Raw genomic sequence first — 22,949 nt, 5'->3', positions numbered from 1 at the left:
ATGCCTGGAAGAGGCCAAACAACATTGGATTTCGCAATTGGTGTAAGCGTGTTCTTGCTCGCCGTCGCGTTCGTCTTCTCGTTCGTACCGGGGATGGTCCAACCCTTCTCGAACAGTGGACAAGAAGAGATGGCTGCTTCCAACCGATTGGCCAGCCAGTTGGCGACTGATGCATTGACTGAGGGAGAACCGTACGTATTCGATCCTGTGTGTACAACGGAATTCTTTCGGCATACTCCGACAGGGTCCCCTGATTGCGACTTCGACCAATCTGTTGACCTATCGTCGGGGGGACGGATGTACGAGCGGCTGGATTCTGACCGCCGCCTCTCGATTCACGCCGCTCTGATAGGAGACGCGGATGGTGATGGTACAGAGAACTCTCTCTGCCTTTCGGATAGCGGATCGATTATCGAAACAGACGACGGCACGTGTACGGTTGAGTACGATACTGGCGATAGCGTTCCGTCCTCGGGATCAGTCGTCACGGCCTCTCGGCGAGTCAGCATTGATGGCATATTCGCGGAGCTAGTGGTGAAAATATGGTAGACCGTGGACAAGCACACACTCTCGAAGCTATCATGGCTGCCGTTCTGCTACTCGGTAGTCTCCTCTTCGCACTTCAAGTGACTGCCGTCACACCTCTCTCTGCGAGTACATCCAGCCAGCATATCGAGAATGAGGAGGAGTCGACGGCCGCTGGAGTTCTGGCGGCGGGCATCGAAGACGGGTCTCTTAGTCGCGGTCTACGCTACTGCACTCGTGCTAGTGGCGTTCCGAAGTACTACGGGACCGCCTCCCGGAAGTACTACGTTAGCGCTCCAATCGGGAGCAGCGGTTCGACCACTGGGTTTGGTGAGAAACTCGAACACGCGTTCTCGGATCGTTCTATCGCTTTCAACATCTACCTGACCTACAACGACGACGGTGACCGTGTTCGAGAGGAGTTCATCTACCAGGGAAATCCGAGTGACAACGCCGTTGTCGAAAAACGGACGATTACCCTAATGGAGGGAGAGGCGATCACCGATGACCCGGGTGACGGTTCACTCGTAGAGCTGCCCAGCGACACCGTCGATGTTGTGGAGTGCTACGGAGAGGACTCGACGACCGATGGTATCTACCGGGTTATCGATGTGGAGGTGGTCGTGTGGCGGCAGTGAGGGACCGTGCGCAACTGATACTCGTTGGTGGGTTGTCGTTAGCGCTCGTTCTCGTCGCCATCGCGCTCGTTCTCAACAGTGCTATCTATACCGAGAACCTCGCGAGTCGGACTAACGCCGATGCATCGAATGATGCTGTACTTTTCACGACCGACCTCAGACACAACGTTGAGAAGTCCATCCAGTACGCGAACCAAGAGTCGATGACAGAAAGCGATGTTGTGGCGATGATAAACACAATTGGGAACGAGATGGCGATGAGGGCCGGAAAGCAGGGGGCTGCTGTCGACTTCCATAATGCTGATCTCGCCAGTGTCGATAGTGGGTTGCAGTTCACACAGACGTCCGATACGACCTTCGAAAGTGATAACGGATCGGCTGACTACGTGATTGCGACCGACACGAAAGTTCGCGATTTGGAAATGGACCTCGACACTTCCACGCCGGGAACGTTCACCGTACAGTTGGTCGGGGATTCAAACAGTCTGAACCTCGTATTTCAGGTGACATCCTCTGAAATAACGGTCAATCAGGAAGACGACGGAGGGGCTGTACTTGATTCATGTACTGAGTCAATCGCTGACGGTCGAGCAAATGTGCGGGTGTCTCAAGGAACTATCGAGGGACACGATTGCACCGCACTTAACGTGTTCAGCGATTTGTCTTCGGAGTACGACATCAGCGTACGCAGCGGGGACCAAGTGAAGGGCAAGTACTCTTTCGTTATCGACGACGCGGCAGATTCGACTTCTAGCCTCTCAGGGTCGACGGCTATCTACGCGGTTACGGTCGAGTACTCCTACCAGACGAAATACCTCTATTATGAGACGCAGATTCGGGTGGCTCCGGGTGAGACTGATGCGTGAGGACCGTGGTTTGTCGACGGTCATCAGCTATGTCCTCACCTTGGGCGTCACTGGCATTCTCATCACTGGATTGTTGGTGGCCGGTGGCGACATTGTCGGCGGACAGCGACAGGCAACGATTGACTCGCAGATGCAGGTCGTGGGCCAACAGATAGTTTCGGACTTCGAAACGGCTGACCAACTCTCTCGTGATGGAACGCCATCGACAATCGTCCTCTCAAGGTCCTATCCTGATCGAATGACGGGGGCGACATACATGGTACATCTCGAGGACGTTTCAGGAACCACAAAGCAACGATTAGTCCTCACCACAGAGAATCCAGACGTGAGCGTCTCGGTGACCTTCGACACCTACCGTGACATTTCAATCTCAGGAGGGGGAGCGATTCGGGGAGGCGAACTCAGCATCACATTCGACGGCACCGAGTTGGTGGTCGACGATGCGTGAGGACCGTGGAGTGAGCGAGGTCGTTGGATTCATCCTCGTCTTTTCGCTCATCATGATGACCGTCAGCACCGTCTACGTCGTTGGCTTCGACGGTCTGGAAAACGCACGTGATGTCGAACGAGTCAACAACATGGATCGAGCGTTTGACGTGCTCGCGGACAATGTTGAGGACATCGATCAGGACGGTGCGCCAAGCAGAGCGACGGAATTGAAACTTGCAGACGGTCAGATTGGATTCTCTGACTCGACCAATATCACCGTCGATGTAGGAGGGGTTGAAAAGCTCAATGAGTCAACACGGCCATTGGTGTACACGTACGGAGGACAGCAAGTCATCTATGAGAACGGTGCAGTGCTCCGTTCCCAGTCGGATTCTGCATGGATGACTCGAAGCCCGACGATGACTTTCGGCAGTCCGACTGGCGACCGGTCGGTTGTATTCTCGGTGCTTGACCTCAACGCAGAAGGCGCGACGAGTATCGGAGGTAGTTCGAACGTACTCGTCCGAACTACGCGTTTTGAAGGTTCAGCAGGCCGACTCGCGACTGTTGGTTCTGATGCCGGTGGGAATATGGTGAAAATCAAGATTGTTACGTCGGACGCGCGTGCGGAGGTCTGGCGACGATACTTTGAATCGGTAATTCCCGACGACACGGCATGGAATAGGAACATCGCGACCCCTGATGCGGATACATCTGACGGACGAACGACAGTGGAGGTATCGTTCAGCGCGACGCAGTGGGTGCTTCGTGTCGTCAACATTGGCGGCGACTTCGAGTGAACGAGATGAAGCGGCTGCAGTGGACTGCTGTAATTCCCCTTCACACGCTTTCGTCGAGTTGGTACTCACCGTATCGATGACGTCTTGTTCTCTCTCAAATTCAGGCCGGCAATCATCGGTGTTGAGTGTCGTCGGAATTCTGGCTTTGCGCGGTACGAGTTCTGACTTCGTCAATTCGAGAATGAATTTCTGAGATGCTTCTCCAACAACTACCGATTGTAGTTAGTCTCAGAAGGGTATGTCTCTGTAGCTCCTGACCGTTCCTCGGATGTGTCTATGGGATAGTGCATGCCATATAGCGAGGTGAACAGGCCGAATAATATATCAAAAATGGCGCTATTTACAGATGAGCAAGGCGAGTATCCTGGGGGTGACCTTTGCCCGTGGTGGGCTTACTCTGCGGTTCAGGTCACCCTTTCACCTACTCTAACTCCACTTCTACATTGTTCTCGGAAACGTGGAGGAAGGTGATTACTGTGTCACCGTCATACTGGATGTCATCCCCTTCCGAAGTTCCAATGCCAACATTGTTCCCGCTGTTACCCGCGTTTGATTCGATTTGGAAATTCGGAGCGAAGTGATTAAGGTAGTGACGGATGACTACATCCAGGTTTTCTTTTTCCAAGTCCGAGCGGTTGTAGGTCTCCATCGGGTCGGTGTCAAAGTGGTCGAACGAAACTGAGTTTTTCGTTTGGCCGTTTGGATTGTTCTCTGCCAGATTCCCACTAAGATCGTCATATGTCATATCGATGCCACTGTCCATGAGGTTGATCTTCAGTTCGGGATTATTGGTAGTGACATTACAGGTAACCGGTATCGCGTCTTCTGCTTTCCACCCATGATAGGACACCCCGTCATCATCTGAGTAGTAAACCGAGATATCTGCGGCCTGTGAGTCAGAACATTCCCCATTGCTGAGACCGTTCACATTGACTTCGAACTGCCGTCCGTTTCTATCAATGTATAGTGACCAGTCAAGGCTTGATAGCTTCTGTGGTCTGCTCGCCTCTGGACGAACTGTTAGTGAAAGGTCACTCATGCTCCCAGGCGTCATCCCCTGAACCTGGAGTGGGTCTTCCTTGGTCGGAATGTTAAATTGCCCCTGTGGGCCCAGCGTGATGAGGTCGACGGTCACTTGCTGATTCGCGTCGTCAATGGTGACTACGTTGGTTTCCGTCCGTGCATCGAAGTATTCTGCCCATCCCCGGTAGTACGGACTTTCGATTGTAATCTGAATCTGTCCATTGCTTGCCGGGTTGAGATACTCAGCGGTGTCGTCCCCGTAGTGTTTCCCGGAGAGGGGATAGATCGGCTTCATCGACTGCTTCTTGAGCACCGCAGTCGGTGACCCAGCTGCACTATCGCTACCAAAGACGCGGATAACAGGGAGCGTGAGGGTCGAACCACGGTAGTGGAACTCGGGTGGCGATACCATCTGTGTGTTTCCGCCATCCGTTCGCCACACCCCACCGCCCTGATAGCTCAACGTCGTGTCGCCGTTCTCGTATACAACCGCGCCAAGAGGCTCCGAATAAATAACCTCGTCATCATCAGCGTCGTTGTAGTCGACGTGCGTAATGGTGATTTTGCCATTATTCGGGAGTACCTGATAGTTTCCCTCTGCTTGCCCCATTGACAGTCGCTGTGTTGTCTCTTCTCCGCCGAGGGCGACCTGTGCTGCGCGTGAGTCGAATTGAGCCATCGTTTGCTCAGCGCGTTCGAGCGTTGATTGGCGCTGAGTATCTTCAAGCGCGATCGACCCGAACGCGACGATACTGGTCGTTCCGATGAGGACGATTCCTAAGATGAGGATGACGCCAATCGTCGACGAAATTCCCCTATCACGACCTGTCCACAACACAGAGATATCCCCAAGACCCATTGTATTGTTATTGAGAACTACAGCGTAATAAACCGTTTGTCTGCACTGAGTGGTTCAGATACCAGCCAGACCGTGTCAGTATGCATTGACTAAGGGCATCTAATGAATCAATGGCCGTCTCAGGGAGCGGTTAAGTACAATGGGATTGCTACTCAGTGCCACGATGTCAAAGCAGACACTCAAAGACGTGAGCCACACACCACCAGAAGGAGAGCGAGTCGACCGAGTCTGGGAACGAGGAAACGAACGCGAGGAGTAACGGCGACTACCACGAACGATATCTTCAGGGCATCTGGAATTTGAGTCGTTAGGCTCGACAATGCCAACCGACGATTTCTTGAGGAGCCTGACGATGTTTTCTTCGACGACACTCCCCGCTTCATCACAAATGTCGATACCGTATTTCTCACCCGTCTGACTGACCAGTACGCCGTAGCACTCGCCAATGGCAACCGCATGCTTGACGAGAGGCCGAGTCACATCTCACCGAGAAGCAAGGAGGAAGCCCGCCCCTTCACGGTACTTCGGAATGCCACCATCTGAGCATTGCTCTAGTTCGATTTCCAGCGGTTCCGTCTCAATGGGTAGTTAGCCGTCTACGTGTCTTCGAAGGTGGAAACAAAGAACCTGTCAGGTCACGCCGAGTTGCTCCGAAACGAACGCTCACACACGTGTGATTAGTCGCGTACACCGCCACATCGGATTGACTATCGATACGGACCCCCCGCTTCGTGTCATCCCCTGGGTACACCGAACGTCAACAGAAAGAGCCATCTCTGGTTCGGCACGTCGATTGCCGGTACTGATAGACCGCGAGCGTGAGTCTATCACTACTGTCACCCTATGCTGACCCGTTCTGGGTGGTGTTCTCTGGGGGCCACTCTGTGACGTTCGCTGCCCAGTCCGGTCGCTCCGGCGGTGAGGGACCCGTTTTGATGATTCGATGCTCCAGATGGAACTCGTGGTCGTTTCCCTTATCCTGATGGAACGTGAATTCGTGGATGAGGCCACGCTCGTCCACGAGAACCCGTGCGTCGACTGTCCCTGACTTCTCAGTCGTTTCGTTGGCGACGAGCGTCGTGAACGTGTGGCCGTCACGCTCAACGACGGAATCGACGGTGTAGTTCGCGACCCCGAGAGACGCGAAGTAGAACCTCGCCTGCGTCGGTGCGTTCCGGTTTTGAGGCGGGAACGGGTCCGTCACCACGCCTGCCCGCTGGGCGAGGGTACTCCGTCCGATAACCGTCGACTCGTTACCCCACCGCTGAATGACCGTTGGCTGTCCCATGAGCGTGCCATTGCCGTCGTACTTCGAAGTGGCGGTGGTCGTGTTGAGTGGACGGCCACCGGCAGCCATAACGGTGTGGACCCGTCGAACGCTTTCCGTCGGACCGACACTCTGTCGAGTGAGTGTGGCGTTCAGGACGATTCCGACCTCACGCGCGGTCTCGTTGTGCTCGGCGGCGAGTGCCGAGGCGTTCTGGAGGCCCGACTCGTTCACGCCCGGTGGGAGGTCAGCCTCCTCGGGCGTCAAGGTGCTCTCGGTGCCGCCAAGACCACCCATACAGCCAGAGAGGAGCAACAGTGCTACCAGCGATAGGGGGACCAGTCGTCGCATTGTCTGCACGTCCTGCTGACACGCAATAAGTCTTCAGTCTGAGTGAATACACCTGTCCGTTACGAGAGAGGCTGTTATAAATGCGGCACGCGCCGCTCACTCGACCTGTTCGATACACGCAGAGCGTGAGTCGTTCAGCGGGGAAGTTCGATTCCGTACCAACGTGTCACGCCGACGCCCCACATGAACGCGACGACAACCCACCCGAGAGCTACGAGGCCATTTCCCCCGTCAACAGCGAGAAGGGCCAGTATCGCGAAGAGTCCGAGCAGCAGAGCGACGATTCTTCGGGTCGGTTCAGGCATATCCCATTCCACTGTATCGAGTGACAAGTAATCGTGGGGCGATTGGTAGACTCGCGGCATGTACCTAACAGCTGTATCAGGTGAGCAAAGGTGATCGTTAGGTGTTGCAGCGACTCCCCCAGGCAGTCGACGCTTTGGGAGAGGTACTGAGGCCTACTCGTCTCTCAGTAGCGACTCATCGCCATGCTTCTCCAGTAAGTCGCGCAGGTACTCACGTTGTTCGACCATCCGCGGCGTCGGGTCGGCTAACGTATTCGCGAACATGTCGTCGGGATCTGCCACCACGTCGGCGAGCGAATCGACTGCCGCGGCCACCCGCTCTTCGTTCTCCGTCTCGATTGTCTCGATATCTCCCTTGTCAAGTATGTCCTCGCGGCGGAGGTATGTTTCCAATCGATCAATTGGGTCGAGGCGCCGCCACTGCTCGACTTCCTCGTCGTCGCGATAGGTAGCGGGGTCGTCGGCAGTCGTGTGGGCACCGTAGCGGTACTCGACAGCCTCGATGAGCGTCGGTCGCGCCTCGCCCTCGCGGGGGTTGAGTGCCTTCTCGCGGGCCGCCCGTATCACCTCATACACCGCGAGTGGGTCCATCCCGTCGACCTGCACGCCTGCAAAGCCGTAGGCGACCGCTTTCTGTGCAAGCGTCTGCGAGCGGGTTTGTGCCTCACGAGGGATGGATATGGCCCAACCGTTGTTATGGCAGAGAAACACCGTCGGGGTGTCGTAGACTCCAGCGAAGTTGAGTCCCTCGTGGAAGTCGCCCTCCGACGTGGAACCGTCCCCGAAGTGCGCGACGAAGACCTCCTCGTCGTTGCCTCGGAGTTTCGCGCCCATCGCCATCCCCGTAACGTGGGGTAGGTGATCGCCGATGCAGATATTCAACGGGAAGATTCGCCCGTCTCCGAGCACAGAGTTCCCCGATTCGTGGCCCGTCCAGTAGTGGATATACTCTGGTAAGAATCCACGGACGAGGGGTGCAGCGTGCTCGCGGTACTGGAAGAAGACCCAGTCGTCCTCCGCGAGCGCATACATTGAGCCGAAGCCCGACCCCTCCTGTCCTGCCATCGGCGAGTAGGTGCCGACACGGCCCTGCCGCTGGAGGCTCACCATCCGGTCGTCGAAATGCCGTCCGAGTCGCATGTCCGCGTACAGCGAGACGAGTTCCTCCTCGGAGAGCGTCGGCTCGTACCCCGCAGTGAGAGTGCCGTCCGGAGCGAGGAGACAGATACGGTCGTCGTAGTCACGATCGATTAGGTCTCGGCGCTCGCGGACGTCCATAACCGCGAGTGTGTCGCCTGACTGTATAGCTCTACAGGTGCAGCTGAACCATCGATATCCAGTGGCGTTTGGCTGTTCTGTGTAGCACTCGCGGACGTAGCGCAGTTCGCAGCCACTCGACTGGACAGGCGCTCAGTGGGATTTCTCCCCCTCACTAGATAGGCGACTCGCCAAACTCAGTTTGTACAACGATGGTCCGATTGTCGGACACCGTCACGAGACACCCACAGTAACAGAAAGTAACGACCGCAGACGGCGCTTTTCCGGGGCGTTTTTGAGCGAACAGGTGGTCCAGTGCGTCCGAATCAACGACATTGGTGAGAGAATCCGGCAACGCACAGGGGGGGAACAGTCAGTAGCGTCAGCGACTGCACGAATAATCGCTGTAGAGGGTGGCTCATTACTACCAATCGTCCGAAGGTGGCCGATAGTAGGGTCCTCAAGGGCGTCAATATACTGGAAGGACAACACTTCCAGTGAATGGTCGTCATTTTCCCCCGCTTTGTGCCTGTCACAGAGAGTTAATGCCCTGTCCAGATCGCCGACGACTCGGCGGAACAGACAGCCGTGACAGCCAACAAAGAACATGTCACCCATTAATGTTATGACACCTTGTGGTCGAGTCTGGGCAACGGAGTCGTTCTGGATAAATAGACTCCATTCTGTGAGACTCACGCTCTGAAATATGGACGACCGTGTTGAGTTGGTCAGGGCCCTAATCGATTCGATGGACCAGTTCGACACACCGCACGATATCGCCGAAATCTCCAAGGTCGACCCGTCCTGTGCGGTCATAACACGACGAATCTATCAAGGACACGGTCGCGGCTAGCGAGGTGCATCAGGCTCCGGAGCGCAGCCGCGAACCTTCCGGATTTCCACCGTCACACTCTCCCTGTGGCTGCGGCAAAAATAGTTATATGTCCAGTTTTCGAGCCCGGTCCATGATGACACCTGGTCATTAGTGGAGTGACTCTCACGTCTAAACCGAGGCACTCTTCTGAACAATGAACATCCCCTGCCGTCTTGAGCCAAGCTTTCCACTTCCGCTGACGAGTAATAACTGTTCAACAACACCCACGGGTCTGGGAACGCATGAGCAGTGTATCTCCACAGGTGGGACAAATCCCCGGTAGACGGAGTTAGTTTGGCGTTTGTGGAACAGGGTGTCCATACGAGACACAGGATGGTCTTCGGGGATGCTTCTGGCCCCGACCGGTGACGTGTGCTCAAGTGGTAGTAGTTGCCGCTAGAGACGCTTCTGAGTCAGATTAGACCTCTATGTGGATTCGTCTCCGTTATTCTGTTCAGCAACCTCAACAAGAATCAACTCCGAGAATTCCACACATTGCTCCCGTCATGCTATTTTCACTCGCTGAGTGTCTTGCCTACCCGACGGCGCAAAGATAACACCCTTCGTGCGCATCGGCCGATATCGGGCTTGAATGGCGCTCTCTAGACGCCCTGGGGAAGCCAGACAGTTCTACCGTTCTATGGGATCACCTCTCCAGATGGGTGCTGAGGCGTTCCACAAATCCTTGCAGTATGGCGGTGTTCGACTGTGGACACTCGTCCTCCAGGGTGAGTCTCTGTACAATCTGACCCGCTGAGACTGCTGCACTCGCCACGTTGAGACAGCCCCCTCGGTATCTGTAGCCACCACGGCCTCCTAGGAGGCACCTCTCACCGTCTAGGAATCCACAAATGGCTATACGGGAGTACCTACCGGGGGAACAGACCATCTGTGGACATACGTATCGTCGGGGTGTTATGAACTGGTGACGTCCCGGTGCTCTCAGGAGGGAGACAACGTAGCCGCTAGTTTCACGGTACTGCCAGGAGTGTGGTCTATCGAGGAGAAACCTGCCGACTCGTCTTGGTGCTACTAGTCGTTCGCTGGAGATATGGATTTGAATAAAGGTCTCGGAAACTGATCGAACGTCTGATTCTGAACTGTGGAGAATTCAGTCTCTACTCGGGTATCACGGCGTGGAAACGTAGTGGATGATAGATATCGAGCGTATACCTCCGTTTGTAGGCGCGGGAGGAGGTCAATCAAATCCGTGAACGTGGTGGGTGCGACGCTCGCGGAGTTGCCCGCGTCGCAAAAACATGGACTTGCCGGGATTTGAACCCGGGGCCTCTCCCATGCCAAGGGAGTGATCTGCCGCTGATCTACAAGCCCGCCTGCATCACAATCTTCCCGAGGACCGTACTTAACCCCATCGAAGCACGGGGCCGCGTGCGTGGCCGTGACGCTCGCGGCCCGCGGCGAGTCGAGTAGCAACGTTTTTGCGCGCCACGCACCGATTGCCCGACGGGAACAGCACAGCCGCATATCCGACATCGCCGTCGACGCCCGATTCGGGCTCTCTTCGACGGCTTGGGAGTGTGGACGTGCACTGGGCCAGGCTGGCCCGTAGCGGTTCGTGCAGTTCCAATCTCAGCCAATGGCACGAATGCACACCCGCCGTCGCGGTTCGTCCGGTTCGGACCGCCCGACGGTAGACGAACCACCGGAGTGGAGCGACGTAGACGCCGACGCCATCGAGGAGCGCGTCGTCGACCTGGCCGAACAGGGGCACGACCCCAGCCAGATCGGCATGAAACTGCGCGACGAGGGCGTCCAGGGCACGCCCGTCCCCAACGTGAAGCTGGCGACGGGCAAGAAGGTCACCGAGATTCTCGAGGAGAACGACGCGACCGACGACCTCCCCGAGGACCTCCGTAACCTGTTCGAGCGGGCCGTCCGCCTGCGCGAACACATGGACGAGCACCCCGGCGACGCGCAGAACAAGCGCGCACTCCAGAACACGGAGTCGAAGGTCCGCCGCCTCGTCGAGTACTACCGCGGCGACGTCCTCGCCGAGGACTTCAAGTACACGTACAGCGTCGCACAGCGACTCCTCGAGGAGTAAGCCGTCATGTCCGCCACCGACCACCCCGAGCAGGCCTCGACCGCCAGTGACGTCGCCGCCCGATGTCGCGACGCCGAGTTCGTCAGACTCGTCGCCGCGCCCGACGGTGACGCCCTCGCGGCGACGGGCCTCCTCGCCAGCGCGCTCACCGAACGCGACGTCGCGTTCCAGACGAGCGTCACGCGGTGGTCGGTCGCCGACGCGGAGGCAGACCTCACGGTCGCCGTCGGGACGGCGGGCGGCGACGTGGCCATCACGGCCGGGTCGCTCGCTCCCGTCGCCTACGAGACGGCACGGGAACTCGACGCCGGTTCGGACGTGACCCTCGCACTCGCGGGGGCCGTGGCGGCGGGGGACGTCCCCGGCGACCACGCGTCGCTGCTCGACACCGCAGACCTCGACCGGTCGCCCGGTGTCGCGGCCCCGACCGACGACGTCGCGGACGCGATGGCGTACACGACGCTCGCGCACGCCTCGTTCTCGGGAGCCCCCGAGGACGCCGCACAGGCGCTGGCGGGCGTCGACCGCGAGGGTCGCACGCTCGCGTCCGTCCTCGCGCTCTCGGCCGTCGAGAGCGGCGGACGCTACGCTGCTGACGCCGTCGAGCGCGCACTCAACCCGTACGTCCTCAACGGTCCGTTCGCGACGCTCGCGGGCTACGCCGACGTGCTCGACGCCACTGCCCGGGGGCGGCCCGGAACCGGCGTCGCGCTCGCACTCGGCTACGACGTGGTCGACGCCGCGCTCGACGCGTGGCGCGACCACGCCCGCGCAGTCCATCGAACCGTCCGCGAGGCGACCCTCGCCCGGCACGACGGACTCGTCGTCGCCGAGGTGGCGCCCGACGAGTCCCACTCGGCGACGACGACCGAGCGGTCGCTCGGGACGGTCGCCCGACTCGTGCGCGACTTCCGCTCGCCGGAACCGGTCGTCCTCGCCCACCAGGGGGGGACGGCCGCCATCGCGGCGGCGGAGCGCGACGTGGCGACGCTCGCCGCCGAGGCTGCGGAGGCCGTCGGCGGCGAAGCACGCACCCGCCCCACGCACGGTGTGGGGACACTCGCGTGCGCGCACGTTCGCGTGGACGACCAAGAGATGGACGCCGTGGTGGCGGCGCTCCGGAGGGCGCTCTGATGCGCGACTCCGAGACCCCCACCGACGGCGACGAGACCGAGGCCGCCGACGCCGCGCCCGCGCTCGACCGGACCGCGACGGTCCGCGTCACGTTCGCGGACGGCGAGACGGCCCGACAGGTCGCCGCCGCGCTCGCCCCCGACGACACGTCGGAGATGGCGACGCGCGTCGACGGCCCGACGGTCGAGACGACCATCACGCGCGAGACGACCGGTGGCCTCCGGACGACGGCGGACGACTACGTCTCCAACCTGCAGGTAGCACAGCAGTTGACCGACACGACATCACCATGAGCGAACGTTCAGTATCACGACGACGACAGGAGAAACGCTGGTACACCGTACTCGCCCCGGAGCAGTTCGACCGGGCCGAACTCGGTGAGACCGTCGCCGACGAGACCGAGAAGGTCTACGGCCGAACCATCGAGACCACGCTCGGCGAGCTGAAAGGCGACGCCAGCGAGAACAGCACGAAACTCACCTTCCGCATCAACGACGTGGGCTCGGACGCCGCGTACACCGAGTTCGTCCAGCAGGAACTCACGCGGGACTACCTTCGCAGCCTCGTCCGACGGGGCTCCTCGAAGGTCGCGGCGTACGTCACGGTCCTCACGACCGACGACTACCGCGTTCAGGTCCAGCCCGTCGCGTTCACGACGAAGAAGGCGGACCGCAGCCAGGAACACGCCATCCGGAAGCTGATGATCGAACTGGTCGAGGAGGCCGCCGCCGAGCGGACCTTCGAGGACCTCGTCGACAGCGTCGTGGAGGGGCGACTCTCCTCGGCCATCTACGGCGAGGCGAAGACCATCTACCCGCTGCGCCGCGTTGAGGTGCAGAAGCTCCGCCTCGAAGCCCGGCCCGAAGAGGTCGCCGAGGAGGAGGAGACCAGCGTCGACGTCGACGACTCCGACGTCGAGGTCTGAGGCGACGCGGTCGACACCCGACACCCACCGACTTTTCCGACGACGACTGCCCGAGCGACTGCTCTCGGTGTCGATGCTCGACGAGCGACTGCGCTCGGGCCGGTCCCGGAGGAGTAGCGGATGGAGCGCGACTACTCGACGACGGTAACGGTGCCGTCCATCCCCTGTGGTTCGTGGGGGATGCAGACGTAGGCGTAGGTGCCGGGCACCTCGAACGTGTGCTCGTACGTCTCGCCCGGAGCGATGTTGCCGCCTGCCGACGAACCGGGGTTGTTCCGGTAGGCGTTCCGGGCCGCCTCCTCGCTCTCGAAGTCCCCCGAGGCGAAGTACGTCGCCCCGTCGGGAATCCCGTCGCCGTACGCGGTGACGGTGTGCCCCCGCGACCCGCTGTTGCCCCAGACGACCGTCTCGCCGACGGACACCTCGACGTCGGCTGGCTGGAACGAGTGGTGCTGCATGCCGACATCGTAGTCGCTGGCAGGGAGGCTGGAGCCGACACACCCGGCGAGGGCCCCTGCGCCGACCCCGGTGGCCGTCGCGAGGAACGTGCGCCGCTTCATACACGAACCTTGCCGAGCGCGACGTATAGCCTCCGTGGTTCGCGCGTCTAGGGGCCGTTCCGGTTCGGTTTCGGTTCGTCGGGCTACACATCGAACCGAAACGCCCTAACCCCCGCTCGCCCGAGTCCTGCCACATGCGCCCCCGGTTCGTCGGCCGCTTCGGTGTCGCGGACGGGATGACGGTGGTGAACGCCGCGGTCGGCTTCGCGGCGGCCGCCGCCGTCCTCGTCGACCCGGGGCTCTCCGCGCGACTCGTCCTCCTCGCCGCCGTCGCGGACGGGGCGGACGGCGTCCTCGCCCGCAGGTTCGGCGGGACCGCGTTCGGCGAACACCTCGACTCGCTGGCCGACGTCGCCTCGTTCTGCGTCGCACCGGCGCTGTTCCTCGTCGGCATCGCGCTCGAATCGTGGGGGCAGACGACCGGCACGCTCGTCGCCGTCGCCGTCGCCGCGCTGTTCGTCGCCATGGGCGTCGTCCGGCTCGGGCTCTACACCGTCCACGACCCGAAGGGCCCCGTCACGGTCGGCGTCCCGACGACGCTCGCCGCGACGGTGCTCGCGACGCTCTACCTCGCGGGACTCACCGATCCGACCGCACTTCTCGGCATCGCGGCCGCGTTCGCCTACCTGATGGTCGTCACCATCCCGTACCCGGACCTGCTCGTCCGGGACGCGCTGGCGATGGGGGCCGTGCAGGCGCTCGCCGTCCTCGCGCCGACGGCGTTCTCGCGACTGTTCCCCCGACTGCTGCTGTTCGCCGCGCTCGCGTACCTCATCCTCGCACCGGACCTCTACTGGCGGGACCCGGACGACGATACCGAGGACGGGGAGTACGCGGACGACGACTCGACGGCCGCCGGGACGGGCACGCCGACGGAGGCGACAGACGGCGGGCAGACCGCGACGCGTCGATAGTCCCACGGGTAGTCGCCCGTGGCGCTCGTCGTCTACCGGGGGTCGACGCCGGGATGGAAACGCCTTTGAGCGCGACTGCCGGAGTTCTCGCCATGAGCGACGGGGATGACGAGTCCGAGGAGACCCCCGACTCCACGGACGAGACGGCCGAAGAACAGTCGGAGCCGGTGGCTTCGCCCGAGGAACTCGACGAGCGTCTCGACGAGGTCGAGGCGGAACTCGAAGCCGCCGAGACCGAAGCGGACCTCGACGAGGTCGAGGCGGAACTCGACCGGGTCGAGAAGCGCGTCGAGACGCTTCCCGAACCGGAGGAGGACGCCGAGGAGGACCCGAAGGGCGACCTCGAAGACCGCATCGGTGCGGTCCGTGACGGCATCGAGGACCAGCGCGGTCCGTACGGCGAGGACGTCGCCGAGACGCTGGAGACGGCGGCGGGCACCGTCCGCGACACCCGCTGGACCGACACCGGCGAGAGCGAGGTGCGCGAGGCGGTCGAGACGCGCCTCGCGGAACTCGACGAGACGCTCGACGGTGGGGTCGCCGGGCCGACCAGCGACGACCTGGACGCCCACGCCGACGCGGTCGAGGACGCCGCCGAGGCGGTCCGGAACGCCGACCTCGACGCGGACGACGACGAGGAGACCATCGCGAGTCTGCTCGAATCTGCGGAGGGACTCCAGTCGGACCTCGACGACGCCCAGGAGTGGGACGACCTCACGGTCCGGGAACAGTTGGACTACAACGGCTTCTACGACGTGCTCACCGGGAGGAACCGCAAGGACTTCCCGCCGGAACTCAGCGTCGTCCGCATCGCCGAGCGCGAGAAGAATCCCGAACCCATCCTGACCGCACTCGACACCTTCGAGTCCGAGTTCATGCAGGAGAACTGCATGATGGCGCTCAAGCGTCTCGGGTCGCCCGAGGCGTACGACGAGATGAACGAGCGCGCCCAGCGCCGGAAGTTCCTCCCCATCGAGGTGCTCGGGAAGATCGGCGACCCGCGGGCGCTCGACACGCTCCTGGAGTTCATCGAGGGCGACGCCAACCCGCCGCTCCAGCGCGTCGTGCTCCGCGCCGTCGGCTCCATCGGTGACGAGGAGGCGACCCAGACCGTCGCCGACCGACTCGTCGCCGACGACCCCGAGATTCGCTCGGGCGCGGCCCGCGCGCTGGGTCAGATCGGCGACCCGCGCGCCATCGACCCCCTGACCGACCTGCTGAACGAGGACGACGACGACTCGGTCCGCACGAGCGCCGCGTGGGCGCTCAACCGCATCGGCACCGAGGAGGCGCTGGAGGCCGCCAGCGAACACGCCGACGACCGCTCGTACATCGTCCAGACCGAGGCCGAGAAGGCGCAGGCCGCGCTCTCCGACGACGACGGCGAACGCGCAGAGCCCACCGCGTAATCCGACTCCTCGTCCGAACCTTCTTATCCCAGCACCGGACCACCCCGGTGCGTGAACAGGGTCGTCGCGCTCCTGCTCGTCTGCTGTCTCACAGCGACGGTGCCCCCCGGCGCTGTCGCTCTCGGTGCCTCCCCGGGAGGCCAGTCGGCGCACCACCCATCGCCGACCGCCGACCGGCCCGCCATCGTCGGTCTCTACCCGAACCCCGTCGCGGACGGTGACGCAGGCGAGTTCGTCGTGCTCTCCGTCCCCGAGCGAGCGAACCTCTCGACGGTCCGCGTCTGCGACGACGAGGGCTGCCTCCGTCCCGAACGGGACGCGAGTGGTCGGGTCGTGGTGACCGCCTCCCCGGACCGGGTTCGTCCGCTCACGAACCGGCCGGTCGTCGCCGCGGACGGCGACCTCTCGCTCGCCAACGGTGGCGAACGTCTCGAACTCAGCCACGGTGACGAGTCGTTCTCGGCAGTGCGGTACGACGACGCCCCCGAAGCGGAGACGTACCGACGTGTGAGCGGTCGGCAGTCGTCAGGTTCCGGTCGGTGGGCCTGGACGCCGCTCGGTGCGAGCGACTACGCCGTCACCGGGATTGGACCGGCCGACGTGACCGCGTTCACGCTCCCCGACGCACCCGAGGTCGTGACCGACACGTTAGCCGGTGCGGAGGAGCGACTCCTGCTGGCTGGCTACACGCTGACGTCGTCTCGCGTCGCGGACGAACTGGTCGCCGCCCATCGCCGGGGCGTTCGAGTTCGGGTGCTGGTCGAGGGCGGTCCCGTCGGCGGTATCCCACGGGCCGAAGCGCGACTGCTCGACCGACTGGTCCGGCGCGGGATTCCGGTCCGTGTCGTCGACGGCCCGTACGCACGGTACGACTACCACCACTCGAAGTACGCCGTCGTCGACGACAGGGCGATGGTGCTGACGGAGAACTGGAAACCGGCCGGAACGGGCGGCCACTCCTCGCGCGGGTGGGGCGCGGTGGTCGGCGAACGACGCGTCGCCGACCGACTCGCCGCGACGTTCGATGAGGACTTCGCGTGGCGCGCGGCCCGGAACTGGACCGCGTTCCGGGACGGCCGTTCCTTTCAGTCGGCGACACCGGCCAACGGCACGTTCCCTAGTCGGTTCGCGCCCGCGTCGCTCACCGTCGACCGCGTCCGGTTGCTCGTCGCTCCCGACAACGCCGAGTCGGGCGTCCGCTCGCTGCTGGGGAACGCCACCGACTCGGTCGACGTGATACAGATGGGACTCGGCGGTCCCGACGGCCCGTTCGTCCGGGAACTACTGGCGACGGCCCGGCGCGGCGTCGAGGTCCGGGTCCTCCTCTCGGGTGCGTGGTACGTCCGCGAGGAGAACCGGGCGCTCGCCGACCGCCTGAACGCGCTGGCCGAGCGCGATGACCTCCCGCTGACGGTTCGCCTCGCGGACTCGAACGGCGCGTTCGAGAAGGTCCACGCGAAGGGCGCGGTGGTCGACGGGGAACACGTCGTCGTCGGGAGCCTCAACTGGAACCCCCACGCCGCCCGGGAGAACCGGGAGGTCGCGTTCGTCCTCTCGGGGGACTCGGTGGCTGACCACTACGCGGCGGTGTTCGCGGCCGACTGGCGCGGCGACGGTGGCGCTGCCGGGGGTGAGCGCGTCCCGGTCGGTGCGCTGGCGGCGCTCGTCGTCGGGGTGCTGGTCGCGCTGGCCGTCGCTCGGCGATTCGAGTTCGAGCGGTAGAACGTCGCGGGGTGGTCGTCAGTCGCGCAGCAGCGTCGAGCGCAGATCCTCGTCGATCTCGGCCTCGCTCATCTTGTCGACGAGCGCGTCGAGCACCTGCTCGCGCTTGCCCGAGACGAACTTGATGGAGCCGACGACGAGGTGGCCGCCGCCGGAGACGCCCGCGCCGGGGTGCTCGTCGGTGAGCTGCGTGACCATCTCCGGGATGTCCAGTCGCACGCCGTCGCTGCGGAGGACGGCGAAGTCCGGCCCGAAGCCGATGGTGATGACGGGGTCGCCGTCGTGCTCGCGGACCATGTGGTCGTGGATCGCACCGGTCGTCTTGCCGGGTGCGGGGTAGGTGAAGCGGTGGGCGTGGTTCTCGACGTCGACGCGGTAGAGGTTCGCGCCGTTGTCGAGCTGCTCGCTCTCGGTGTGGGGGAGCGTGACGTCGAGCTGGCGGTCGCGGTCCTGCTCGGCGTGGTCGGCGAGGAACTGGACGAGTTCCTCGTGGCGAGCGTCCTCGTCGCAGTCGACGTTCAGCACGTCGTTGACGAGGCCGCTACCGTCGTTGTAGCGCAGCCAGAACGCCGCGTAGTCGAGCGCCTCGCCGACGTCGTCCAGGTCGTCCTCGTCGTAGCCCTCCTCCGCGGCGAGTTCGACGTACTCGTCCATCACCTCGGCGCGCGAGCGGTCGCAGAGCCCGGCGACGGCGGGAACGTGGCGGACCTCGCTCGTCACGTCGGGGTCTATCATCCGCGCGAGTTCGACGCACATCATGCCCGTCGTGATGCGGTAGTCCTCGTCGTGGATGTACGGGTTGACGTGTTCGTCGAGGTACGGGTCGACCGCCTCGGGGTCGGGGTGGTGGTGGTCGAGGACGACGATGGGGACGTCGTACTCCGAGAGCGTCCGGTAGGCGGGCGTGTCCTCCTCGGTGGAGCCGTTGTCGAGCATGAGCAGGAGGGGCAGCTTCTGCCCGTGGCGCTCCTGGTCTTCCAGCGCGTAGTTCAGGTCGCGCGTGACGTCCTCCATCTCGTAGAACGGCGCCTTCGAGGGGAGCCGTCGGAGGTGGTGGCGCGTCTCGCCGGGGTCGACGTGAATCGACTCGACGTAGCGCGCGAGGGCGTACTGGAGCGGGACGGCCGCGCACATCCCGTCGCCGTCTGCGTGGTGGCGCATCCGGATGGGTCGGCCGTCGAGCACCGCGCGCTTCAGCGTGGCCGCGACGGATTCGAGGTCCTCGCGGATGGGTTCGAACGCCTCCCACTCGACGAGTGGGTCGGGCGTCGCGGGCCGTGCGGCCTCGTCGAGCGCTTCGTCGAGGTCCGCGGCCACCGACTCGTCGGTGACGGCGTCGACCGACTCGGCTTCGATCTGGAGCGTCCCGTCGCGTGACTCGATCTCGCCGGTGATCTCCACCAGGTCGCCGATCTCCACCTCGGGGTAGGCGCGGACGCCCGCCTCCTCGAACGCCGCGCAGGGCACGATACCGGTCGCGTCGCGGAGGTGGAAGATGGTGGGGCCGGCGGTCTGGCGAATCTGGACGACGCCACCGGTCAGCCGGACGGTGTCGCCGACCCGGTCGTCGAGTTCGTCGACGGTCGCTTCGTTGTCGGGGCCGACGGCCTCGGTGGTGTAGTCGGTCGGTTGAACCTCGCTGAAACTGAGGTCCCCGTTCTCGCGCACCTCGTCCAGGTGGACGATGAACGCGTCGCCGACGTCGTACTCACCGTCGAGGACGGACTCGTGGACCAGTCCGGAGACGTGGTCCGACAGGTCGACGAAGACGCCGTACGGGACGACGCCGTTGACCGTGGCGTGGTAGTTCGCGTCGACGGTGACGGCGTCTGCGGTACACTCGGGAGCGAGGTCGTAGACGGTCGTCGCGGGGGAAGAATCGCCGTCCACGTCGGACGACTCCGCGTGCGTAGGTGCCATTTACGGGGCTTCGGTTCCGGCCGGTTTTAAGCGTTGGCAAGCACGTCCGTCAGCGCCGAGGAGCGGACCGCGCGGGTCGGGGCGCGCGCCGGCCACTGCAGTTGGCGTGCCACCCGTTTCGGAACCCGTATATGAAAACCGCCCGTCGGGCCGAGTATGCGGCTGTTCCGGTCGAGCGGCGTCATCGGAATCGCGGAGTCGACGCTGGACTTCGCGCTGGAGGCGTCCGCGCAGACCCACCCCAACGAGTACATGGGGCTGTTGCGCGGGGAGGACGCCCGCTCGCTCGGTCTCGACGAGGACGGGACGGTCATCACCGACGTCCTGGTCATCCCCGGGACGACGTCCAACCCGGTCAGCGCGACCGTCAAGACGAACATGATTCCCAACGACATGCGGGCGCAGGGCTCCATCCACTCCCACCCGAACGGCGTCCTCCGCCCAAGCGACGCCGACCTGGCGACGTTCGGGAAGGGGACCGTCCACATCATCATCGGCGCGCCGTACGGCCCCGACGACTGGGAGGCGTTCGACCAGGAGGGCGAGGTCCGCGACCTGCGCGTGCTGGACATCGACATCCCCGACGCCGAGGACCGCTTCTTCGACTTCACACAGGACGACATCGACGCCGAACTCGACTACGACCTCTACGACGACGCCGAGGGCGACGAACGCGCCGACCGCGGAGGGGAGCGATGACGAGCACAGACGGGGACGACACCCAGCGGGTCGTCGCGCAGGGCACCTTCGACATCCTCCACCCCGGCCACGTCCACTACCTCCAAGAGGCCGCCGAACTGGGCGAACTCCACGTCATCGTCGCTCGGCGAGAGAACGTCACGCACAAGCCCAAACCCATCGTCCCCGACGAGCAGCGCCGACGGCTGGTGGCGTCGCTCGACCCGGTCGACGAGGCTCACCTCGGTGACCGCGAGGACATCTTCGTCCCCATCGAGCGCATCCAGCCGAACGTCATCGTCCTCGGTCACGACCAGGACCACGACGAGGACGCCATCGCGGATGCGCTCGCCGAGCGTGGCATCGACTGCGAGGTCATGCGAGCGTCGGCGCTGGAGGGCAACGAGGCGCTCTACTCGACCGGCGACATCATCGACCGCATCTGCGACGAGCGCTGCTGAGTAGTCGCCGAGTCGGCCTGGGTGGGCACCCTCTGCGAGCAGCCGTGTCGTACGTGCTACAGAACCGCCAGTCGGGAAATCACTAAGAGGCCACTGGCCAGACCGTCTGTCATGTCAGCGGAGTACCCGCTCGAAGAGCTGGCCAGCCTCCCGACGTTCTACCACCCGACCGTCTCTCCGGACGGGTCGCGTATCGCGTTCTACTACGACGAGAGCGGTCGGAACGAACTGTACGTGCAGGACCTCGCGACGGGCGAGCGCGAGCAGGTGTCCTCGGGCGAAGTCCCCCGGCAGGCACGCCACGGTATCGCGTGGGACGCCGACGGCGATGGCGTCCTCTTCCACGTGGACGACGACGGCGACGAGCAGAACGACGTCCACCGGTTCGACCTCGACTCGCGAGAGAACGAGGCCGTCGTGACGAACGACGGACAGAGCCACTTCATGGACGTGAGCGACGACGGTCGCTGGCTGTTCTACACCTCGACCGCCGAGGGACAGATGAACGTCCACCGCTACGACCGCGAGTCGGGGACCGACGAGCGCCTCACCGACTACGACCGCCCGGTGTTCACGGTCGAACTCTCGCCCGACGGGTCGCGCATCGCCTACGCGACCAACGAGTCCGACGACCTGGACAACCGGGACGTCTATCTCGCGGACGCCGACGGGTCGAACGCCCGGAACCTCCACGTCGGCGAGGACGGCGCGGAGGCGGTCCCCGTCGACTGGTGCGACGAGAGCTCGCTGCTCGTCTTCGACAACTCGCCGGACCTCGGTCGGAGCGGCGTCTACGACCTCGACACGGACAGCGTCGAGTGGTTCGCGAGCGAGTACGAGGAGCAACCGGTCGCCTCGCTCGCCGAGGACACCGCTGGCGACTTCCTCGCAATCCGTCACCGCGAGGCCGCCGTCGTGCCCGTGGTCTACGAGGACGGCGAGGCCAGAGAACTCGACGCGCCGCTGGGCGTCGCCTCGTTCCCCGGCGAGGAGTCGCTCGTCGGCGACGGGACGGTCCTCCTGAGTCAGACGACGCCGGACACGCGTACCGAACTGCTTCGCTACGACCTCGCCGACGACAGCTACGAGACGCTCGTCGACGCGGAGTACGGCGACATCGACCCCGACGCGTTCGCCGACTGCGAGTACGTCACCTACGATTCCGAGGACGGTCTGGAGATCGGCGCGCTCCACTACGATGCCCGCGACGGCCCCGCCGTCCCCGAGGACGCGACGGACGTGCCCGCCATCGTGATGGTCCACGGCGGACCGCACGCCGCGTCGCTCCGGCAGTTCACCGCCTACGCGCAGTTCCTCGTCTCGCGGGGCTACACCGTCTTCCAGCCGAACTACCGCGGCTCCATCGGCCGCGGCCGCGAGTTCAAGAACGCCGTCCACGGCGACTGGGGCGGGATGGAGCAGGTCGACATCCGCGAGGGGGCGGCGTGGCTCCGCCAGCAGGAGTACGTCGACGACGACCGCATCGCCGTCTACGGCGGCTCCTACGGCGGCTACTCGGCGTACTGTCAGTTAACGATGCACCCCGAGACGTGGACGACGGGCGTCGCCTGGGTCGGCATCACCGACCTCCAGGCGCTGTACGAGGAGTCGATGCCCCACTTCAAGACGACGCTCGAACAGCAACTGGGCGACCCCGAGGAGAACGCGGCGTTCTACCGCGAGCGCTCGCCCATCACCCACGTCGAGGAGATGACCGCGCCCATCCTGATGGTCCACGGCGTCAACGACCCGCGCTGTCCGGTGAGCCAGGCCCGCATCTTCCGCGACGCCCTCGAAGAGCGAGGCTGGGAGTCCCCCGAAGACTTCCGGTACGAGGAACTGGGCGAGGAGGGCCACGGCTCCTCGGACATCGACCAGAAGATTCGCGCGTATCGCATCATGGCGGAGTACCTCGAGGAGCGGATGCCGGCGAGGGCGATGGGCGAAGCGGACGACTGAGAGAGCGA

General features: G+C 63.3%; 22 protein-coding genes and 1 tRNA gene. 16 read left to right on the top strand and 7 right to left on the bottom strand.

Annotation, left to right across the window (positions count from 1 at the left end):
• The 5 genes from MX571_RS22925 to MX571_RS17180 are packed head-to-tail and all read left to right on the top strand — an operon-like array spanning position 1 to position 3,258.
• Positions 1 to 549 (top strand): DUF7287 family protein, encoded by a 549-nt coding sequence (locus MX571_RS22925; RefSeq protein ID WP_438267245.1) that lies wholly within the window; start codon positions 1 to 3, stop codon positions 547 to 549.
• The gene (locus tag MX571_RS17195) at positions 543 to 1,163 is read left to right on the top strand and encodes a DUF7288 family protein (RefSeq protein ID WP_247419011.1); all 621 of its coding nucleotides are present in this window, start codon (positions 543 to 545) and stop codon (positions 1,161 to 1,163) included. Before MX571_RS22925 ends, MX571_RS17195 begins: the two co-directional genes overlap by 7 nt.
• Entirely contained in the window at positions 1,151 to 2,029 is an 879-nt protein-coding gene (locus MX571_RS17190) for a DUF7261 family protein (protein WP_247419010.1), read from the top strand. The genes MX571_RS17195 and MX571_RS17190 overlap by 13 nt, the downstream gene beginning before the upstream one ends.
• Entirely contained in the window at positions 2,022 to 2,477 is a 456-nt protein-coding gene (locus tag MX571_RS17185) for a DUF7266 family protein (RefSeq protein WP_247419008.1), read from the top strand. The genes MX571_RS17190 and MX571_RS17185 overlap by 8 nt, the downstream gene beginning before the upstream one ends.
• Positions 2,470 to 3,258, top strand: a complete 789-nt coding sequence (locus MX571_RS17180) for a DUF7289 family protein (RefSeq protein ID WP_247419006.1) — start codon at positions 2,470 to 2,472, stop codon at positions 3,256 to 3,258. Before MX571_RS17185 ends, MX571_RS17180 begins: the two co-directional genes overlap by 8 nt.
• 421 nt (positions 3,259 to 3,679) lie before the next feature.
• On the opposite strand, the gene MX571_RS17175 is transcribed toward MX571_RS17180, so the two are convergent.
• On the bottom strand, positions 3,680 to 5,140 hold the full coding sequence (locus MX571_RS17175; protein ID WP_247419004.1) for a DUF7289 family protein: 1,461 nt from the start codon (positions 5,138 to 5,140) through the stop codon (positions 3,680 to 3,682).
• 139 nt (positions 5,141 to 5,279) lie between these two features.
• Between MX571_RS17175 and MX571_RS22990 the strand changes: the two genes are divergently transcribed.
• Positions 5,280 to 5,399 carry a DUF7989 family protein gene (locus MX571_RS22990; RefSeq protein ID WP_465261042.1) on the top strand — a complete coding sequence of 40 codons (120 nt, stop codon included), beginning with the start codon at positions 5,280 to 5,282 and terminating at the stop codon, positions 5,397 to 5,399.
• 582 nt (positions 5,400 to 5,981) lie between these two features.
• Here the strand turns inward: MX571_RS22990 and MX571_RS17170 are convergent.
• The 4 genes from MX571_RS17170 to MX571_RS17160 form a co-directional block, all read right to left on the bottom strand.
• A complete protein-coding gene (locus MX571_RS17170) occupies positions 5,982 to 6,758 on the bottom strand; it encodes a hypothetical protein (RefSeq protein WP_247418999.1) in 777 nt (258 codons plus the stop codon).
• A 458-nt stretch (positions 6,759 to 7,216) separates the two neighbouring features.
• Complete coding sequence (locus MX571_RS17165) at positions 7,217 to 8,341, bottom strand: thiamine pyrophosphate-dependent dehydrogenase E1 component subunit alpha (RefSeq protein ID WP_247418996.1); 1,125 nt, start codon at positions 8,339 to 8,341, stop codon at positions 7,217 to 7,219.
• Between the two features lie 154 nt (positions 8,342 to 8,495).
• Complete coding sequence (locus MX571_RS22790; protein WP_368409064.1) at positions 8,496 to 8,675, bottom strand: HalOD1 output domain-containing protein; 180 nt, start codon at positions 8,673 to 8,675, stop codon at positions 8,496 to 8,498.
• Between the two features lie 1,779 nt (positions 8,676 to 10,454).
• Positions 10,455 to 10,526: transfer RNA gene (locus tag MX571_RS17160), tRNA-Ala, on the bottom strand.
• A gap of 265 nt (positions 10,527 to 10,791) precedes the next feature.
• Between MX571_RS17160 and MX571_RS17155 the strand changes: the two genes are divergently transcribed.
• Genes MX571_RS17155 through MX571_RS17140 form a run of 4 tightly spaced genes read left to right on the top strand, consistent with a single transcriptional unit; the run spans position 10,792 to position 13,318 of the window.
• Entirely contained in the window at positions 10,792 to 11,259 is a 468-nt protein-coding gene (locus MX571_RS17155; protein ID WP_247418994.1) for a 30S ribosomal protein S15, read from the top strand.
• Between the two features lie 6 nt (positions 11,260 to 11,265).
• A complete protein-coding gene (locus MX571_RS17150; protein WP_247418992.1) occupies positions 11,266 to 12,393 on the top strand; it encodes a hypothetical protein in 1,128 nt (375 codons plus the stop codon).
• Positions 12,393 to 12,686, top strand: coding sequence for a KEOPS complex subunit Pcc1 (locus tag MX571_RS17145; protein WP_368409063.1), 294 nt, complete (start codon positions 12,393 to 12,395; stop codon positions 12,684 to 12,686). The genes MX571_RS17150 and MX571_RS17145 overlap by 1 nt, the downstream gene beginning before the upstream one ends.
• The gene (locus MX571_RS17140; protein ID WP_247418990.1) at positions 12,683 to 13,318 is read left to right on the top strand and encodes a 30S ribosomal protein S3ae; all 636 of its coding nucleotides are present in this window, start codon (positions 12,683 to 12,685) and stop codon (positions 13,316 to 13,318) included. The genes MX571_RS17145 and MX571_RS17140 overlap by 4 nt, the downstream gene beginning before the upstream one ends.
• A 131-nt stretch (positions 13,319 to 13,449) precedes the next feature.
• Here the strand turns inward: MX571_RS17140 and MX571_RS17135 are convergent, their stop codons facing one another.
• Positions 13,450 to 13,878 carry a plastocyanin/azurin family copper-binding protein gene (locus tag MX571_RS17135; protein WP_247418988.1) on the bottom strand — a complete coding sequence of 143 codons (429 nt, stop codon included), beginning with the start codon at positions 13,876 to 13,878 and terminating at the stop codon, positions 13,450 to 13,452.
• A gap of 134 nt (positions 13,879 to 14,012) precedes the next feature.
• Here MX571_RS17135 and MX571_RS17130 point away from each other — a divergent pair, with 134 nt between their 5' ends.
• From MX571_RS17130 to MX571_RS17120, 3 genes are all read left to right on the top strand, one after another.
• Positions 14,013 to 14,792 carry a protein sorting system archaetidylserine synthase gene (locus MX571_RS17130; RefSeq protein ID WP_247418986.1) on the top strand — a complete coding sequence of 260 codons (780 nt, stop codon included), beginning with the start codon at positions 14,013 to 14,015 and terminating at the stop codon, positions 14,790 to 14,792.
• Positions 14,793 to 14,884: 92 nt separating this feature from the next.
• Entirely contained in the window at positions 14,885 to 16,201 is a 1,317-nt protein-coding gene (locus tag MX571_RS17125; protein WP_247418981.1) for a HEAT repeat domain-containing protein, read from the top strand.
• A 51-nt stretch (positions 16,202 to 16,252) separates the two neighbouring features.
• Entirely contained in the window at positions 16,253 to 17,923 is a 1,671-nt protein-coding gene (locus MX571_RS17120) for a phospholipase D-like domain-containing protein (RefSeq protein WP_247418976.1), read from the top strand.
• Positions 17,924 to 17,941: 18 nt separating this feature from the next.
• On the opposite strand, the gene han is transcribed toward MX571_RS17120, so the two are convergent.
• A complete protein-coding gene (gene han, locus MX571_RS17115; protein ID WP_247418975.1) occupies positions 17,942 to 19,843 on the bottom strand; it encodes a Hef-associated nuclease in 1,902 nt (633 codons plus the stop codon).
• Between the two features lie 156 nt (positions 19,844 to 19,999).
• Between han and MX571_RS17110 the strand changes: the two genes are divergently transcribed.
• From MX571_RS17110 to MX571_RS17100, 3 genes are all read left to right on the top strand, one after another.
• A complete protein-coding gene (locus MX571_RS17110) occupies positions 20,000 to 20,542 on the top strand; it encodes a Mov34/MPN/PAD-1 family protein (RefSeq protein WP_247418974.1) in 543 nt (180 codons plus the stop codon).
• Entirely contained in the window at positions 20,539 to 20,982 is a 444-nt protein-coding gene (locus MX571_RS17105) for an FAD synthase family protein (RefSeq protein ID WP_247418973.1), read from the top strand. Before MX571_RS17110 ends, MX571_RS17105 begins: the two co-directional genes overlap by 4 nt.
• A 111-nt stretch (positions 20,983 to 21,093) precedes the next feature.
• The gene (locus MX571_RS17100) at positions 21,094 to 22,941 is read left to right on the top strand and encodes a S9 family peptidase (protein WP_247418971.1); all 1,848 of its coding nucleotides are present in this window, start codon (positions 21,094 to 21,096) and stop codon (positions 22,939 to 22,941) included.
• Positions 22,942 to 22,949 lie beyond the last annotated feature (8 nt).

Source organism: Halomarina salina (assembly GCF_023074835.1).
GTDB lineage: Archaea > Halobacteriota > Halobacteria > Halobacteriales > Haloarculaceae > Halomarina > Halomarina salina.
Note: the sequence above shows the minus strand (reverse complement) of the source record. Positions and strands in the feature narration are given on the sequence as shown.